Consider the following 20,323-nt stretch of genomic DNA (forward strand, 5'->3'; position numbering starts at 1 on the left):
TCAAGGTAATAACATTTTTGATCCCCGCAAAATTGTAAATTTTAAAACATCACATTTATGGAAAATGGTAATGAAGGGATTTCGTTTTTGCAAATCAATCCCGAAGATCTTAAAGTGCCTTTTAACGCATCAGTTTCAGAACAGACAGGGGCAGCCAATGTTGTGGTTGATATACCCTTAACTGCAGGAAGAAATGGTATACAACCTGGACTTACCTTGGCGTATAGCTCTGGTAGTAGAAATTCGGTTTTTGGGTCTGGCTGGGAACTGCAAGGGATACCTTCGATTGGAATAAGTTTAAAAGACGGATATCCCAAGTATGACCATACAGACAAGTATGCTTTTGGAGGACAGGAACTAATTGTTTGGATGGTTGAAACAGATGGGGTTTGGGAACCTAGAACAGAGGAAAATGATGAGTTTTACATTCAGTATTTCAGAAATAAAGTGGATACTTCTTTTACTCGTTTTGAAAAATGGATTAATAAAATTTCAAGAGCTATTCATTGGCGGGTACATAGCCAAAATAATCAAGTCATGATTTTTGGACATTCATCAGACCATAGCAGCAAAATCTATGACCCTGCAGATACTACTAGAATCTTTCAATGGTTACTCGAGGAAGTCTATGACAATACGGGAAATGCTATGCGGTATGAATATATATCAGAAAGCAATACCAACATTGATGCTAATACCAGCTATGAAAGAAATAGAATATACAAAGGATTAGGAAATGCCCAAAAATACCTGAAACGCATTTATTATGGGAATACAACTCCAGTGCTACCTCATAACTCGATTAGTGATCCAAACTGGTTGTATGAAGTAGTATTCGATTTTGGAGAACATCCTTTAGAAAACCAGATTCCTCAATATGATGAAGTGCCCGAACAATTACCAGTTAGACCAGATGCATTTTCATCATACATAGCAGGTTTTGAGCAAAGAATATATAGATTATGCCATAGAGTATTGATGTTTCATCGTATCGAAGAATTAGGGCAAACTCCTACATTAGTAGGAAGTTTGGAGTTGAATCATGACCTCAATGCTTCCGGGAGTACAATATCAGATATATTTTATAAAGGTTTCCGAAGAAACGGTGATCAATATGAATTCAAAATACTTCCTCCTTTGTTATTTGAATATACTTCTCCTTCGGTACAATCCAGTTTTTTAACAGCTCCAGAACAAAGTATTGATAATATCCCAGCAGGGCTAGGTGGACTAAATTACAAATGGGTAGATCTTTATGGTGAAGGGCTACCGGGAATCTTATATGAATCCAACGATGTTTGGTATTATAAACCAAATCTGGGAGGGGGGCGTTTGGGAAAACAACAGAAAGTTGAAGAAAAGCCAAATTTATCTTTTGGGACCTATGCTTTAAGTGATTTCGATAGAGACGGGAATCTCAACTTAGTCATTATGCAAGGTCGCGAATCTGGATATTATGAATACAACAGAGATAAGGAAACTTGGAACACTTTTACTTCTTTTACATCGATACCACATATTCGACAAATGGATGTCAACACCCAACTTCTTGATTTAACTGGAGATGGAAGGGCAGATATACTAACTACAGAAGAAGATCGTATTATTTGGTATCCTTCAAAAGGAAAAGAAGGATTTGGAGAACCAAAACAAATAGCCAAACCACTATCTAATGGGGTAAGCAGAACACCTATGATTGGTTCAAATCCCATGCTAGATTACTTTTTTGTCGATATGAACGGATCAGGCCTTCCTGATCAAGTGCATGTGTATAATGGCAAGGTAGAGTATTGGCCAAATCTAGGAAACGGAAATTTTGGAGCAGGTATTATAATGGAAGATGCTCCACACCTGGATTTCGATTTTGAGTTGGATGCTAGCCGCATTCGACTGGTAGATCTTGATGGAAGTGGTACTTCAGATTTGGTCTATTTGGGTCGGGGAGAGATTACCTACTGGATCAATGCTTCGGGGAATCGTTTTGTAGAAGGAGGAACAATTACAGGGTTACCGTTTATTGATAATATTTCGAGTGCGCAGATCATAGATTTTTTAGGAAATGGCACTCCATGTCTGGTTTGGTCATCGATGTTAGCTATGCATGCCGATAGCCCTGTTCATTATTTGGAACTCACCAATGGCGTAAAACCAAGATTGCTCACTAGTATTGAAAATTCAATGGGATTGGAAACTCGATTTCATTACGGATATTCTGGAGAACATTATTTAAGAGATAAACAAAGTGATTACCCATGGATGACCAGAATACCATCACACCAAACTGTTGCTGATGCTGTAGAAATGATCGATCATATTGCACATACACGTTTTATGCAACGGTATGAATATCATGATGGATTTTATGATGGAGAAGAAAGAGCGTTTAGAGGATTTTGTTTGGTAGATCAATATGATTCAGACAGTTATTTGGGGAGTTCTACAATTCCTGAAACACAATTCACAGATCCTGTATGCGTGCGTAAATGGTTTCATAATGGTGCGCCGGGTTGGCAGCAGACGCGATCAGAAAGTTATTATCCATACGATAGTTATAGCACTCAATTGAAAGATTTTCATATAGAAACGATAAATGATTTAGGACCAGAAGAATTTTTTGATCTCATAAGAAGTGTAGCCGGACAACCTTTAAGAACCGAAATTTATGGACTTACCAGAGAAGGTGAAAGAAACGAACATCCTTTTCAGATAACACATACCAATTATACCATACGTAGAACACAACCCAGAAAAGAAATATATGATCCTTCTGTAGCGGTGTTCCAAAGAGAAAGTCTTGAAATTGTATATGAAGAAGATGCTGAAGACCCTTTAATTAGGCATAGTATGTATTTGGGAATTGATGACTTTGGAGTTCCTGTTCAACAGGTTGCAATTGCCTACCCCAGAATTCATGAAGAAGCAACCGAAGAGCAACAGTTGTTTCATATCAAAGGATCAGAAACAAATGTATTGCATATTGACGAACGGGATCGATATGAAATAGCTATTCCTTTAGAGAGCAAAAGCTTTGAATTTCGTCATACCGAAACTCCTTCCGAAGGAAATTTATATGATTTTGAGATCGTAAAATCTCTATTCGATGTAACCAGCGGTTCTCCAATTTCGTTTGATGAAGAATTTACTCTTGAAAGAGAAGCAAAACTGTTGCAATGGAGTAAAAATTACTACTGGAACGATGCCCAAACTGAGGTTTTGCCATGGCGATCGGTTGGACGTAAAATACTTATACACCATTCAGAAACTGCATGTTTTCATAATAGATTTTTAGAAAGTGTTTTGGAAGATCGATATACTGAAAGGTTAGCCATAGAAGGGCATTATGTGTTTCATGATGAATTATGGTGGCAATCAAGTGCAATACTAGAGTATTTACCAGAAAATGAATTTTATTTACCTAGTGGTGAAACTCAAATCGATGGGGGTAGGGTTATATATACTTACGACCCATATTATGTTACGCTCACAGGATCAACAGCAGTTTTGGTAGACCAAACAGGAGTTATTATTGCTCGTAATACAACTTCAGCTATTATAGATTACCATGTCATTGCCCCATTTGAAATTGAAGATGCAAACCGAAATATTTCTGAGGTATACTATGATCCGTTTGGAGTGATTATTCGATCGTCGTTACATGGAGAATTGCTGTCTGATACTGGAGTTTTAGAACCGTTTGGGCATAATCGTTTAGAGAACTATATCGAACCAGATGAAATTAGTTTTGATGTAATCGTTCAAAATCCGGAGCAATATCTTCAGGAATGCGCCTCATTTTTTTATTACGAATTAGATAGTTGGCAACGTTTTCGACTTCCTCTGCGTAGTTTGAATTTGGTACGAGAAGAATGGGTGTTTGATGGAAATGGAAATTATCAACCGGAAGGTAATTTTCAACTTTCGGTAAATTATGTAGATGGTTTTTCGCGAACTGTACAGACCAAAACTCTAGTAGAAGCAGGAGAAGATACCATAAGATATAATGATGATGATGAAATTGTGGTAGGAAGCGACGGAGAACCAGAATTATATACTTCTACCGAACCACGTTGGAGAGTGTCAGGACACACAATCTATAATAATAAACAACAACCCGTACAGCAATATGAAACATATTTTAGCCCGATCATAGATTTTGAAAATGATGAGGTGCTAGAAACGTTTGGCGTATCTGGTCTGCTAGAATATGATGCTTTAGGAAGACAAAAGCGTATCATTCTGGCCGATGGAACTCAGAATTATGTAGAAATTACTCCTTGGCAAACAAGACAATATGATGCCAACGACGCTATTGAAGGAAGTCTTTATGCCCTTCGGGTCGAGGCTACGTATCCTTCAGACAGTCCAGAGCGAATAGCCTTGCAAAAATCTGAACAGCACTATAACACACCAGTAATTACCAATGTTGATGCATTGGGCCGGGTGTTCCTTACCGAAGAGGCCGATGAGAATGGCAATATTCGTAGAAATAGAATAGTTCATGACGAATTAGGCAATCCTAGTGAAATTATTGATCCAAGAGGTCTTATTGCTTTTACCTATGCTAGAGATATGCAAGGGAGAGTATTACATGAAGTGAGTATGGATGCCGGCCTTAAATGGCAATTCGTAAATGCACTAAACCAACCTGTTCATTTATGGGATGGTAAGGATGTTCATCAGCAACTTAGCTACGATACCTGGGGCCGGGTAACAGAAAAATTTGTCGATGGAGCTTTAGATATGAATCACTTAACCGAGCGATATGTGTATGCAGAAAACACATCGAGCACCGACCTATGGCAACATAATCTAGCAGGGCAATTGGTAGAATATTATGATCCAGCTGGAGTACATAGATTTTATCGCTTCGATATCTTGGGTAATGTCTTGTTTAAAGATCGCCGTCTCTTAGAAAATTATCAGGAAATTCCAGACTGGTCAGGTACGGTTACTCCGGTTTGGATGGCCGGCCCAGCTTTTGAAAGCCGAATTTCGTATGATGCTTTAGGTAGACCAGTACTTCAAGATCTACCTGATGGAACGATAAGAAGATATCACTATTTCCAAAGCGGGGCCGTTCATGAAGTATTACTAAGTACTGCAGATGGGGTGCTTTCTGAACAACCTATAGTAAGAGAAAGTAAGTACAATGCCAGAGGACAACGAAAAGAGCTTGTTTTAGGAAATGATGTAGTGCAGCAATATGAATACGATACTTTAAATTTCAGATTACAACGCAAAACCAGTTTTAGAAGAGCAACTCCCAATACTACTGCGAGGCAATATCAAAATATGCGATATACCTATGATGCGGTGGGTAACATCACTCATATTGCAGATACGGCAAGACCTAATGATACGCTTTTATTTAGCCTGCCAAGGATACAACAGTATACCTATGATGCTTTTTATCAATTAATACAAGCCGAAGGGAGAACTCACGAAGCTTTAGAGCGAACAGATTATGCTCACGCCACAGATACTCCTGGATTTGTAAAAGGAACCCGACATATCTCTTTGAGTAATATGAACCTGGTGAGAACCTATACGCGAAGATATGAGTATGATTTAAATGGGAATATGCGATCTATGACCCATCATTCTGGTACTAGACCAGGCGATGTGTTACGATGGAGACGCAATCTATGGATTTCTGAAACTTCAAATCGATCTTTAGAACTAGAAGACTTGAATGGAGTTCCGGTAACCGATCCTGAAACGCGATTTGATGAAAATGGAAACCTAGGTTATATGTCACACCTTCGACAAGTAGAATGGAACTATCTCAATCAACTTTCTGCAGCAGTTATCATTGAACGTACTAGCGACGAGAATGATGCTGAGTATTATGTGTATGGTGGAGACGGGCAACGAGTACGTAAAATCACCAGACGTATGAACAATGGCGAGATGGAAACCACCGAAAAGATATATCTGGATGGTTGTGAGATTAAACGTGTTCGTCAAGGAGATACCTTATTATTAGAACGATATACTTCGCATCTCAGTGATGGAGAAGAGCGAGTAGGGTTACTTCATCAATGGACCATAGATACCTTAGGTGCAGAGACCGATACGATTAGTGACAAAAGAATACATTACCAGCTTAATGACCATTTAGGATCATCGACCTATGAGCTTAATGAAGAAGGAGATATTATTAATTATGAAGAGTATTTTTCCTTTGGGGGTTCGGCTTTTATGTTTGGTGAGCAAATACGGGATGTACAGCTAAAGGATTATCGATATACCGGTAAAGAACGTGACGATGCAACTCAGCTTTATTATTATGGATACCGCTATTATGCCCCTTGGCTATGTCGTTGGCTTAATCCAGACCCTATTGGTCGCGAAGACGGACTCAATATTTACCAATTTGTGCATAATAACCCCATAAATGAAGTTGATCCAGATGGGTTGCAGAGTAGTGAGTCTACAACCGAACAAAGAAGGTGGACTTCAACCACTCGAACTCCAAACGAAAGTGGTGCAGAAAGTTTACAGGTACACGAATATACCTTTAATTCAACAACAGATGAAAGAGCATTTCTTAGTGAATGGATTCGTGAACATCCTGAGGGTATAGTTATTTATAATGGAGTTTCATACTCTTCGGATAGTGGGCTTCTATCATTGATTTTAAATGGTTCCCCTTCTATGACTCAAGAAGAAATAATGGATCAAGTATTTGATCCTAGCGAAGGAGATTCAGCTTCAAGTGATGATACTGGATCTGGGACTTCAGGCTCAGAAGAGAATGAAGGAGGTGGCTCTGGCACAACAATTGGCAATGGATCTGGAAATGAGGGAGAAGGGGAAGGTCAGAGCAATATTGGAGACGATGAACGAGGAGGCTCAGGACAAGATGGAGAAACAGCAAGAGAAGGAAGAAATGGTAATGCAAATCGCCAGGGTCTCGGTAGACAATTAGGAAGACCAGGAGCTACAGGAACTGGAAATGGAAGAACGCCTCAAAGAGAGAGAGTGCCGGGTGTTCCTGAAGGAGAAAATAGACCCGAAAACCAAGGGTTAACACCTCAAGAAGGAAGTGTTGATTCTAGAGCTACGGTAGATGGGAGTATTGATGGTTCCTTATTGGCTCCCGAAAATGTGAATAGTGAATTGGCTAATGGGCAGCATAATCCAAATGCTACCCCGCAAAATCAAGAAGACGATTTGGCATGGTGGCAAACAGCCTTAATCGTAATTGCTGCGGTCTTGGTTGCAATAGCGGTTACTATTTTAACCTTCGGAGCTGCATTAGCAGTAATGGGGACAGCCGCTGCAACTGCTTCGATTACGCAATTAGTAATAGCCGGTGCAGTTGCAGGGTTGGCCGCAGGAGTTGCTTCAGACGCTACTTCACAATTACTAACAATTGCAGCTAGTGATCAATTAACAATTGAAGATTATGATATTGGACAAACTGTGTTTTCTGGAGCTGTTGGTTTAGTAACAGGAGGATTGACTGCTGGGTTGGGAGGATATGCTGCTGGTGCCAGAAGTGCTGTATTAGCAGGTGAAGCCAGTTCTTTTCAATCTCTCATTGCAAGTGCAAGTACTAGAATTGGTTCTTCTGCTATTACTAGAGCAGCTACCCATTCAACTTTGGGAGCAATAGAAGGTAGTGGAACAGAGGCTCTACGTCAGGCAATTTTTGAAGACGATTTTAATGGAACAGCTATTTTACAAGCAGGATTGATTAATGCTGGTATATCCGGAACAATAGGCACAATAACTGGCGGAACAAGATCAGGACAAACATCAGATTCTAATACACCACCAAGTGCACTTTCCGCAAGAGCTCAGGAGCAAAGATCTATAATAGAAAGACTCCAGACAATAGTCGATAGAAGTGTTGATAGAGTAGCGAGAGCTGTAGATGAAGGAGATCGAGGTTTTCTTGAAAGGTACTTAACCTCATCTGAAGGTTCTGTAGCAAGAGTCGATCATTTATTAGATCCCAATGGTAGTTCCAAAGCTGCATTTTTTGGAACTGCTGTCGAGGCAAGAGTCAGAAGGGCTATTTATCATGATCCAGTTTTGCGACAACATATTGATCCATTAACTAGTGATTCTGGATTTTTGGGAATACGGGAAGTAATAGGAAGAGGAGATAGAAGGGGATTTGCTGATTTAATAGGGAAACCTGAAGGTTCTCTTGGCGGGATTATCATTGATATTACAACAGATGCTGATAGAGCGGCGCATTTTCTTAGACTTTATCTAGAACGTGGTCTCGTAATTAGTTATTCTCGACCTTCTTTCTTAGGATTTTGAAGATTTAGAAATTTTGAAACTAAGGATGTTTTAAAGAATAATATTAGGAAGTTGTCCACCCCAAAACCCTAACAATCATGACTCCAAAACTCATTTGGAGTCATGATACCCTTCCCCATTTATAACGTAAATCCCAATTGCATAGAAGTGAAATCTGTGTGGTGATAAGCGCCATCAAATAATTGCAAAAACAATAAAAAAAGTACAAACAAAAAATTAGAAATCATGCAAACATTTGTAATAACTGGGCAACTGGTAAATCAACACAAAGCACCCTTATCTGGGCTAAGAGTAGAGGCCTGGGACAAAGATTTAATCTGTGATGATTTGGTAGGGAGTACCATAAGTGACGATACAGGAGCATTTTCCTTTTCCTTTACTAAGAAATACTTTAGTGAACTCTTTTTCGATCGTAAACCAGATTTGTTTTTCAAAGTTTTTGATGGAGATCAATTGCTTCAAGATACTCGTAAAAATGTACTTTGGAATGTAGGTAAAAAGCCTAAAAAAATCACCATCACTATAAAGGTGAATACCTCACCACAAACTCCCCCTGAGCTTGTAAAAGAGGAAGTACTTGAGCTTTTAACTTATCAACAAGAAACCCCAGAAAATTTAGCTAAAACACAACCAAAGGTATACCAAACAATCACCCAAAAAGCACTACGTCACATTAGCCAAGAGGTGCAAGATTTCTTTAACAAGAGTAGTGAGGGTGTGCAAGAGTTTGTAAAAGCTATAAATTTTTCTGAATTGGAACATGAAAATGCTGTCAAAGAATATGTAGGTAACATTATAGAACACAGCAAACTTGATGAGGAAAGTAAGAATGAAGGTGTATTGCATATACAAAGTTGGGATGGGACAGAAAACCTGAATGCACTCATTCAGCCAAAAACACCTATACGACAGAATGTATTCCTGCAAAAAGAACTGCAACACGCCAAGGTATATCAGATAAGTACACTAGCCAATTTTGATGATCAACTTTCTACTACTTTGGTTTCTTACAATCTGCAGGTTTCGACCATAACTCCAGAAACGATTACAAATCTAATAGACAATGGTGTTTTTAGTAAAGAACAAGGAGAAGTGTTATTGTTGAATGCCAATGTGTATGCTGTTGCCAGTGAAGATATAGAACTCTCTAATGCCATTAAGAATTATAATAATATAGGGTTACAATCTATCGAAGAGTTGGCTCCTCTCGAAGTTAATGATTGGGTAAATATTATACGAAACGCAAATAGTGATGATGATGCCTTGATCGAGACACGAGCACAACGCAAACAAAAGTTGATAGAAACCTTATATCCAAATCAAGTATTTAGGGCAAGAAGTAGAGTTTTAGAGGAAACAGGAGTACGAGATCTTATGGAACAGTTTTATGAAACCAATACCTCTTTTAACTTCTTGCAAATGAATTTTGATGAAGATAGTGATGATTGGCAACATATAAGTTTTGGTAATTTTTCTGATACACAACAACAAACTATTATTGATACGCTTAAATCTAACAAGCGCTTATATAAAATTACCGGAGATGCAACTCATGCATTACAGCTTAAGACTAACTATAGATCTGCCAATGAAATAGTAGGAGTTAGTTTTCCTGAGTTTTTAGAGACCACCAGTCTTGATGAGCCTTTGGCAAGAAGATATTATGAGAATGCTCGTAACGAAAGCTTAGGTGTAAACATAGCTTTGGGAAACATCTTAGATCAGATCAATAATCCTTTGGGAGGCAGCATGATCGATAATATAAGTACAGATGTAGATGGATATCTACGACGTATTAATGGATATGAAGAGTTTTTTGGAGAAACCGATCATTGTAAATGTAAACATTGTGCTTCTATCATTAGTCCGGTAGCGTATTTCATGGATTTGATGACATTCTTGCAACATCATGTTATGGATGCGCATTTTCCTGATTCGGCAGATGGACCTATAATAAGTCCACGTAGGAGACGCCCAGACTTATGGAGCGCACTCATTTTAAACTGCAATAATACCCATGAGTTAATTCCGTATTTAACTATTATAAATGAGCTGCTAGAAAACTTTATTTATGCTGAAACTCATGATGATGTTGCCTCTCTACCCGATCGAACAGAAATAGAAAATTCAGTATATGAGCTACTAAGTTTTATTGGTGCAGATCCCCTTATGATCGATAGTTTTAAACAGCCATTTAATTTGCCATTGAAAGAACTGGAAATCTATTTGGAACATTTCCCTATGTCAAGACACTCTTTAGCAAAGACATTGTTAGAAAATGTACCTCATGATGCTCCAATTTTACCACAATCGTTTTTAGAACTTTCCGCACGAGAATATCAATTGTTATTGGAAGATAAGGCACGGGATCATGTAGGGGAAGATGTAAATCATGAATTTTTGGAACGCTTATACAAGGTGGATATTAATGAAGATAACTCCATAAATCCGGTAAATGTTCAAGACATTTTAGGTATAATAGGTATAGATAGGGAAGAGTTTGCACAATTGATTCAAACCTATTTTGTGAATCCAAGAACCAGAATTTTATTTCAAGAAATTGAAATTATTGGAGAGTATGAAAATGACAATCTTCAGATTACAATAGAAAAAATACATCATCTTACAATAGCGCATTTAGATAGGATGCACCGTTTTGTTCGATTATGGAAACAATTAGACTGGTCGATTATCGAATTAGATAAAGTCATTGAAAATATTCATTTTTCATTTGCTAACCCTGCGAGTATTGTACATGAACTATTCCCTGAAAAAATTGTACAGGTGGTACAATTGCAAAAAGAGTTTAAAATCGAGGTCGATCAGTTGTGTGCATTAATTCGACAAATATCAGTTGGAGGTGATCCTTCGTTTTTTGATCTATTATTTAACCTTCCTGCTTTTGTGAAAGAAGAAACTGATCGCTGGGTACCTAGTGATTTAACGCGTGAAGTTCTGCTATTTCAGCACCCTTCTTACCGAAGTACAGGAGTAAGTACTACTGAAGAAACAACGGTGTTACATCGTCTTCTTGCAGGTTTAAGAGTAGATAATGAACAATTGTTTAGCCTGATCCAATATTTACAGGAACCCTTACAAAATGGATTAGCTGCCGATGCACCTGTTGGATCTTTTGAAATTAATGTTGAGAATTTATCAATACTATACCGTCATGCCCTGCTGGTAAACAAGTTGAGATTAACCGTAGATGAATTATTTTTCTTTATTCGTATATCGGACCATTTGACCGCTGGTTATTTGCAAGATATAGACGATATACAAGTGTTACTAACTATATTAAACTGGCAAAAAGAAAGCAAATACAGTCCTGAGGAATTGAGTTTTATTATAGAAGAACCCCTCATGGAAAATACTTTGATGTCAACCCCAGAAGAAATGTCTCATGATATCTGGGAACAAATTCAAGAGGACCAAAGTCTACTATTTAGGGATACCTTATTCTCTTATTTTGAAGGAATTTCAGAATCCCAGTCTAGAGCGATTGTAGAGGCCAACCCTTCAAGTATGGTTCCAGCAGATTTAAGAAGATATCAAATGTCTGCGATAACACATATACCAGAAACGTTTAATATTAATATTCCTTCAGAGATTTTAGATAGATTATCTGTTGAACAAAGAATACGGGTTATTGGGTCTATTTTAAATCTTATTTCAGTACAAATCTTAAATGGTACCTCGACAATTAGTAATGGGATATTATCTTTAATTGAAGGATTATCAGAAGCAGATTCGCAAGCAATTTTAAATGCAAATACCGATGCCATTTTTACTCCAGTATCGGGTACGGCAGATTATGAAATAAATCCTACTGTGTTAAATGATCCTTCAACAATTAATATTACCATACCGTCTACTATATGGTCTGATCTTTCTTTGGGCGAACAACAAACTTTGTATGGTAATTTAGTTGAAAATATAGCTAGATATATATTGCCAGGAGCACCAGAACTATCCGATCGAACATTGGTAGGGACAGGCACACTTGATCTAGCACAATCAAGAACGATTATCACAGCCAATGCATCACTTTTTGAAGCTATAGAAGACGATACGCTGTATTGGTTACATCCTGATTTTGATGTCTCCACAATGATTAATGTTCCGGGAGATATTCCTTTACCCATTACCGAAGCTCAGGAAATAGTATTAGGTAAACATGTAAGTAGCATCATATCTAATTTGCTAGAAGATCAACTTGAAATTTCCTCAGATAAAATAATGGCTTTATCAAGGTTGGGAGGATATAACTTACTGGAAGTATCTCTTACCAATCAACTTACTCAAATAGCTCAGGGGACGCAGGATTTAACGACTTTAATGGCTTTAGTAAACGTATTACAAAGACTTTCAATTTGGTTTAAAGACTCCAAATTTACTCCAGATACCATTGAGTTTGTTAGAATGCAATCTGGAGATCATACACAACTATTTCAAATACGAATTCCAGTAGATTATCGGGAACCAACAATATCTCTTTTGCAACAGATAGAATCATATCGAAAATTACTTGTAAATTTTAACGATAACACTCAAGAAATTAATACTGTGCTTTCGGTATACAATTATGACCTTCCTCAACCTGCCTTTCAAGATACAATATATGATGAGTTGGCATCTTTATTAGGGTTGGATCCCAGTATAGTAAGTAACCTTAATCAAACGATGAGTAGTTCGGGTTTATTTCCAATTGCCGTAGAAAGTGGAGTTAACATAAATCTAGGAATAAAAGCTTTACATAAATTCATTAAGGTGATAGGTCTTGTTCAATTTTTGGGAATTGGAGCCGAAGCTTTGCCGTTATGTATTTCGAATGAATTTAATGATCTTAAAATAGCCGTAAAAGCTTTAGTTACTGCTATAAGAACCAAATACGACACCGAAGAAGCATGGCAGGAAAAAATAGGTCCTTTTGAAGATGAAATTCGTGAACTCAAGCGAGATGCACTCACAGATTATCTTATGAATACGTATCGTTCTAATCTAACTGATGACGGTCATTGGTTTAAAACTACCAAAGATTTATACAACTATTTTTTAATCGATACAGAGCTTGAAGGATGTGCAAGAACCTCTAGGGTAGTGGCAGGAATATCAAGTTTACAGTTATATATACAACGATGCTTAATGAATTTGGAGCAAACCGAAGAGATTGTTGAAGACTCTGGAGAACCACTACATTATGTTTCACCTACAGATATTCCTTTAGATCAATGGGAATGGAGGAAGAACTACCGTGTCTGGGAAGCCAATCGAAAAGTATTTTTGTACCCAGAAAATTATATAGAACCCGATTTAAGAGATAATAAAACAGAGTTGTTTAGAGACCTCGAATCTGAATTATTACAAAAAGAAATTACCGCTCAAAATGCACTCGATGCTTATGGTAAATATATGAAGGGGTTTGAAGAAATTTCGAATCTGAAAATTGCTGGAGCATATCATGATTTAGAGGGGAATAAAGATACATTACATGTTTTTGGAGTCAGTAATGGTGAAGCAAAAGAATATTATTATCGAACCGTAAGAAATATTTATAAATCACAGCAAAATTTTTCCTCAGTTAGTGTAACTTCAGATTCGTGGAAAAAACTTCAACTTCAAATTCCTACAGGAATTATTTCTCCTATAATTTATAATGAAAGATTGTATCTTTTTTGGAGTGAAATTAGTACAAGACCACTACCAGAATCAGAGTGGGAAGAAAGTAATCAAGCAGAATATAAGCATATATATAAAATAAAATATACTTATTTAAGGTTAGATGATGCTTGGGAAACACCAAGAACCATACTTTTTGAAGAGATCGAAGGATTAAAAGTAGATAGCCTAATAGTTTCAGAGAGTACCGGAACTAGTTTAAATGAGAATTATACCAAACAAGATTGGGATTGGGTACGAATATTTCCTTCTATTGATGAAAGAACTGGAAACCTTACTTTGGCTAATGAACTTATGAATCATACAATAGTTCTTTTTACAGGTGAAAGAGGGGAGAGTTTAAGACGAATAGACAGTTACACCCCTTCAATTGCGGTTAAACGTTTACTTAAGGAAGAAACAAAAATTGGATACTGGTATTCCCCAACTTCAAGCTATGCCTTTAAGTATTTTTGGTCTTCATTTTCATTAGAAAATGACTTCCTGTATTCTCTTAAAGAGGCAGATCTAGTTGAATTTGATGAAAAACCGATACAGGTAATTCCTGTGAATGGAAGTTTATCAGATGTATTGGTTCTTACTAATAATGATTTATTATATGTGCATTGTGATAGACATTGGAAACCTTATGCTGTAAAGAGATTAGGAACCACACTTGTTCAAAAAATGTCAAGACAATTGTTTAGCTCGGGTATCGATGGTTTTATGGCAATTGATTATCAAAGAGATGAATTAGTAGAGGAGCCAATAAAAGCTACTTTAAATTTAGATGCTATTTGGAATGATACGTTAGATGGAGAAGGAGCAAGTATTCTATTTACTAAAGGCTTTATGGGAACCTACTTCAGAGAAATCTTTTTTCATATTCCTTTTTTGATTGCAAATCATTTAAACAGTCAGAAAAAATTTGAGGATGCCCAACGTTGGTACCATTATATTTTTGACCCAACTTCAAACAAAATACCTGAAGATATAGAAGCAATTACAGATCCCATAGAAAGAAAAAAGCGAATGGCCGATCGGGTATGGCAATTTATTGAGTTTAGAGATCATACCTTACAAAATTGGAAAGAACGTCTTAACGATCAACAGGCAGTAAATGTATATAAAAATGATCCTTTTAATCCTCATGCTATAGCAAGATTACGCTTAGGAGCCTATATGAAGTCAATTACTATGAAGTATATTGATAATTTACTTGATTGGGGAGATCATTTATTTGCTCAAGATACTATGGAATCTATTAATGAAGCAACCTTACTTTATATGTTAGCTTGTGAAATTCTGGGGAAAAAGCCGGTAGAATTGGGAGACTGTGAAAAAGTTAGCGAAGATCAGACATATGAGCAACTGTATCGAAGAATGAATGGTAGTACTTGTAGAAGTTTCTTAAATAATCTAGAAAGTAATACTCAAAATGAATCAGAAAGACCTACCGCTCCAGAAGATAATTTTATAATCCCAACTCCTTCCCGGATATTTCAGAATGAACAATGGTTGTCAGAGTATTTTACAACTGCAGTGGTATATGCTACTTCGAATAATTCAAATACCTCTGAGAATGCAATTTTAGGTTTAGATGGCCCTTCTTTTGTAGGAGATGTAAATATCGATTTTGAAATAGATAGAGATCTCCCATTTGACGGGTTTTATTGGAAAGAAAGGTTTAAAAATTTATTTGATCTTATATCCTTTCATACCAGCTTCCTAAAACAAACCTGTTTATTTTGTATCCCGCCGAATCCAGATTTACTAGTGTATTGGGATAGAGTAGATGATCGTTTGTTTAAAATAAGGAACTGTTTAAATATAAGTGGAGTACGTAGACAAATCCCTCTTTTTGCTCCAGAAATTGATCCAAGATTATTAGTTCGAGCCAAAGCTGCTGGTTTGTCACTAAGTGATATTTTAAATTCTATAAATGGAGACCTTCCTCCTTATCGATTTGCCTTTTTACTGGCAAAAGCTAAAGAATACGCAGGTGCTTTACAATCTTTTGGTGGAGCTTTATTAGGAGCTTTAGAAAAGAAGAGCGCAGAGGAGTTAACTTTATTGCGATTAAGTCAACAGGATGAAATTTTGAAAATGACTTCTAGATTAAGAGATATGGAAGTAAAAGCAGCAGAAACTAGTTTAGAAGGATTACGTAAAAGAGAGATTACAATTACTTCAAGACGAGATTATTACCAAAATCTTATTACTACTGGAAGGATAGGAGAAGAACAATGGCAGAATGATTTGAAAATTACCTCATATATATTAACTGAGTTCTCAGTAATTCCTATGATTGTTTCCTCTGGCTTTCAGTTTGCTCCAAAAATAATAGGATTTAGTAATAGTACCCCTACTTCAGGAGTAGCAGATGGAGGACAAGTATTTGCTTCTGTTCTACAATATTTGGCAGGGGCTGCCAGTAGAGGTGCTGATTTGCTTGGAATGATGGCAGCAAAGAAAAGACGAGAGCAAGGTTGGCAATTTAGTCTGAAACAAGCTGAAAACGAACTCAAGGAAATAGAGAAACAAATAGAAGCAGCTACGATAAGACGTGACATCTCTATAAAATCTAGAGAACTTCACGAAAAAAGTATAGAACAATTGCAGGAGACCTATGAGTTTTATAGAGATAGGTTTACCAACCTGGGGCTGTACACGTGGTTATCTAGTCAATTGCAACGATTGTATAGAGAAGCATATCAAAATGCGATGACCATTGCGCGAATGGCAGAACGCGCCTATCGCTTCGAGCGTAATGATGATACAACTGTACTTTTAAATGGAAGTTATTGGAATAATTCTCGTGCTGGATTATTATCTGGAGAAAAATTAATGAATGCTTTAAGAAGTATGGAGCTAAGGTATATGGAAACCAATACGCGAAGTATGGAAATTGATCAGGCGTTTTCACTTACACAAATAAATCCTAGCGCATTGTTACAACTTAAGGAAACTGGAATTTGTGAGTTTACAGTTCCTGAGTTATACTTTGACCTGTTTTATCCCGGGCAATACCGTCGTAAGATTAAATCGGCAAGGTTAACAATTCCTTGTATAACAGGGCCGTATAGTAATGTGAGTGTTACTTTAACTTTAAAAAGCAGTTATATTCGTAAAGAAGCAAAATTAGACGAAGGATCCCTGTCATTGGTGCCAGCCTCTAGATCAACTACGGTAGCGACAAGCACAGCGCAAAATGATAGCGGAGTATTTAGATTAGATTTTAGAGATGAACGATACATGCCATTTGAAGGTGCTGGTGCAGTAGAGAGCACTTGGCAATTGGAGTTACCAAAAAAGTTTAGACCTTTTGATTATGCAACGATCAATGATGCCATTTTACATATTAGCTACACTGCAGATTATGATACGCAGTTTCGAGAAGAGGTCGAAGGTGATGAAGGAGTTTTGGGTAGATTAGATACGCTCTTGCAAGGAGAAGAAGACTTTATATTACAACGAGTATTTAGTATACGTCAAGAGTTCTCTCAGACATTTCATCGTTTGTTGCATAGCGAAGAAGGAGAAACTGTACCTTTAGAACTTAGTGAGAAACACTTTCCATTATTTCTTCAAGGAAAAAGATTAGAAATTGAGAGTGCTAAGTTAATTTTGGAGATTGACGAAAATGGATTTAGAGATGATGATGGAGATATTGTAATTCCAACTCCTATAAATGTAGGAATGAGTATAGATAGTAATGGCACGATACCTACAACGATTACTCATTTTAATAATTCGAACGGAGTATATGAAGCTGATCTAGATGCTAACACGTTTACCAATTTCTTGCCAGTTCATGAGACTTTAAGGGTAGATTTGACAATAAACAGTGCAGGTGATTTGGCTCCGGAAATCAGCGTTCCTTCTGATCCTTCAGCCCTGGATGATCATAAAATAAAAGATGTGTATCTGTATTTAAACTATAGAACTTTGATATAAAATTGTAGCAAAGCCCTTCGCTTTAGCATAGTTTTTACCCAGTATTCTTAAGAATACTGGGTTTTTTATGTGTTAGATCTCAAACAGGTTGGCAGTATCAATAAAACTTATAGCAGTATGTTAATTATTGTTTAATGTTTTATGTTAATAGTTAAACATTTTTGTAGATTTGAAGTACGCTGAATCAAATAGATAACCTTAAAAAGTATTAGAAATAAAAAAAATGTATCCAAAAACTTTGTTTGATCAAATGTTTGAGATACTACATAAACAAAAAATTGCTATGAAATTTGAAGACACCACTTTATTAACTACCAACGGAAATACTTTAAACGGATTTACATTTGAAGAAATAGGAGATGATCATTTATTTACAGGAATAGAAACTCCAATGAAAGCTGATGCTTTTGATATGTCTGATGAAGATAAAAAAGTTCGTATTGCAGAGTTGTTTGCAGAAATCATGAATACCATGGGACTTGATCTTACCGATGACTCGCTTCGCGGGACTCCAGAAAGAGTAGCCAAAATGTATATCGATGAAATTTTTTCAGGATTAAATCCAAAAAATAAACCTAAGGTGGCATTATTCGATAATAAATATCAATATCGACAAATGCTAGTAGAGAAAAATATAACATTTTACTCAAATTGTGAACATCATTTCGTTCCAATAATTGGTAAGGCACATGTGGCTTATATCTCATCAGGGAAAGTTATTGGGTTATCAAAATTAAATCGAATAGTACAATACTATGCGAAGCGTCCACAAGTACAAGAACGGTTAACAAATCAAATAGCAATGGAGTTGTCTAAAATTTTGGATACTGAAGATATAGCTGTAATCATAGATGCAAAACATCTGTGTGTGTCTTCAAGAGGAATTAAAGATGATACTTCTGCGACGGTTACAACATATTATGGAGGTGCTTTTGATACGCCCGAAAAAATAGCAGAATTACAAAATTATTTAAACAGCTAACTAACGTTCTAAAATATCTATTATGTTTGGTCTATTCAAGAAAAAAACTCAAGAAGAAGTTTTACAAAAGAAATATGAGAAATTAATGAAACAATGGCACGAATTGTCTACAGTTAATCGTTCTGAAAGCGACAAGAAATATGCCGAAGCCGAAGATGTTTTAAAACAAATTGAGTCGTTAAATTCTAATTGATCCTCTAGCATCTACTTGCATTAGTTCAGTATGAATACTATAAAATATATTTTGGGAGTGATACTGTCGGTTCCTCTCTTGCCAATTCTTTATTTTCAAGGAAAGTTAATAAGGAAAAGGGTTCCTTCTTTACCAGAAGCAAAAGGTAATGAAGGACTAATTAACAAAGGTGCTAACAGAGAACTTAGGCTTATATCGATTGGAGAAAGTACAATTGCAGGCGTTGGAGTAGATACACATAATGAAGGTTTTACAGGGGCAATGGCTAGAGAGTTAGCCACAAGATTTCAAACAAATATAAGATGGAAGGTTTATGCTAAAAGTGGTTATACTGCTAAAAAAGTAGTACATAAATTAATTCCGAAAATAGAAGAGAAAGAGGTCGATATTATTGTTATAGGTTTAGGAGGAAATGATGCTTTTACTCTTAATCACCCAAAAAGATGGGGGTTTCATATCATTCAACTTATTAAAGAATTAAGAGGCAAATTTACAAATGGAATTATTATTTTTACTAACATGCCTCCAATAAAAGAGTTCCCTGCATTTACCTGGCTCATTAAGTTTATTATAGGTAATCTCGTCGAAATTCTAGGCCAAGAACTTGAAGAGGTTGTTATAAACTTTGAAAATGTGTTTTATCACGCCCAAACGATAACACTAAAAGACTGGATGGAAAAAATGAACGTATCGGCACACCCTTCAGATTTTTTTAGTGATGGAGTTCATCCATCTAAACTTACTTATCAAACTTGGGCCAAAGATGTTTCAGATTTTATGATGAGTAATGAAGAAATAAAAACTAAAATTAAAAAACAATTGCAATAAGAACTATGAATATCGAAACTTTTAGATTAGTTTTTGATTTTGGGATGTTAGTTCTTATATGGTTGGTTCAGCTTGTTATATATCCAAGTTTCAAATTCTATGAAAAAGAAGGTTTAAAAATGTGGCATAAAAAATATGTAACTAGAATCGCATATGTTGTAATGCCTTTGATGATAGGGCAACTAAGCTTGGCTATTGTTCAGGTTTTTACAGAATTCAATCTATTCAGTCTAATAGTATTATTACTAATAACCCTAGTATGGATGTCGACCTTTTTTCAATTTGTACCTATGCATAATCAAATATCCTTTGGGGGAATAGGCGAAACTATTTTAGATGGTCTAATTCATAAGAATTGGTTACGCACATCGTTGGTTACTGCTGTTTTTGTGGCAAATCTGCTCAATGCATTAATTTAAAATAAT

General features: G+C 36.4%; 6 protein-coding genes. All 6 read left to right on the top strand.

The window, feature by feature from the left end:
- Positions 1-57: 57 nt before the first annotated feature.
- The 6 genes from M0D21_RS07260 (at position 58) to M0D21_RS07285 (ending at position 20,317) form a co-directional block, all read left to right on the top strand.
- A complete protein-coding gene (locus M0D21_RS07260) occupies positions 58-8,280 on the top strand; it encodes a SpvB/TcaC N-terminal domain-containing protein (protein ID WP_248327878.1) in 8,223 nt (2,740 codons plus the stop codon).
- A 225-nt stretch (positions 8,281-8,505) separates the two neighbouring features.
- Positions 8,506-17,895, top strand: coding sequence for a Tc toxin subunit A-related protein (locus M0D21_RS07265; RefSeq protein ID WP_248327880.1), 9,390 nt, complete (start codon positions 8,506-8,508; stop codon positions 17,893-17,895).
- A gap of 283 nt (positions 17,896-18,178) precedes the next feature.
- Positions 18,179-18,877: a GTP cyclohydrolase I FolE gene (gene folE, locus M0D21_RS07270; RefSeq protein ID WP_248327883.1), complete on the top strand. Its 699-nt coding sequence runs from the start codon at positions 18,179-18,181 to the stop codon at positions 18,875-18,877.
- A gap of 22 nt (positions 18,878-18,899) precedes the next feature.
- Positions 18,900-19,070, top strand: a complete 171-nt coding sequence (locus M0D21_RS07275) for a Lacal_2735 family protein (protein WP_248327885.1) — start codon at positions 18,900-18,902, stop codon at positions 19,068-19,070.
- Positions 19,071-19,100: 30 nt separating this feature from the next.
- Complete coding sequence (locus tag M0D21_RS07280) at positions 19,101-19,898, top strand: SGNH/GDSL hydrolase family protein (RefSeq protein WP_248327887.1); 798 nt, start codon at positions 19,101-19,103, stop codon at positions 19,896-19,898.
- Positions 19,899-19,903: 5 nt separating this feature from the next.
- A complete protein-coding gene (locus M0D21_RS07285) occupies positions 19,904-20,317 on the top strand; it encodes a hypothetical protein (protein WP_248327889.1) in 414 nt (137 codons plus the stop codon).
- The last annotated feature ends 6 nt before the right edge of the window (positions 20,318-20,323 follow it).

The sequence above is a fragment of the Aquimarina acroporae genome (assembly GCF_023195925.1).
In the GTDB taxonomy this organism is placed as follows: Bacteria; Bacteroidota; Bacteroidia; order Flavobacteriales; family Flavobacteriaceae; genus Aquimarina; species Aquimarina acroporae.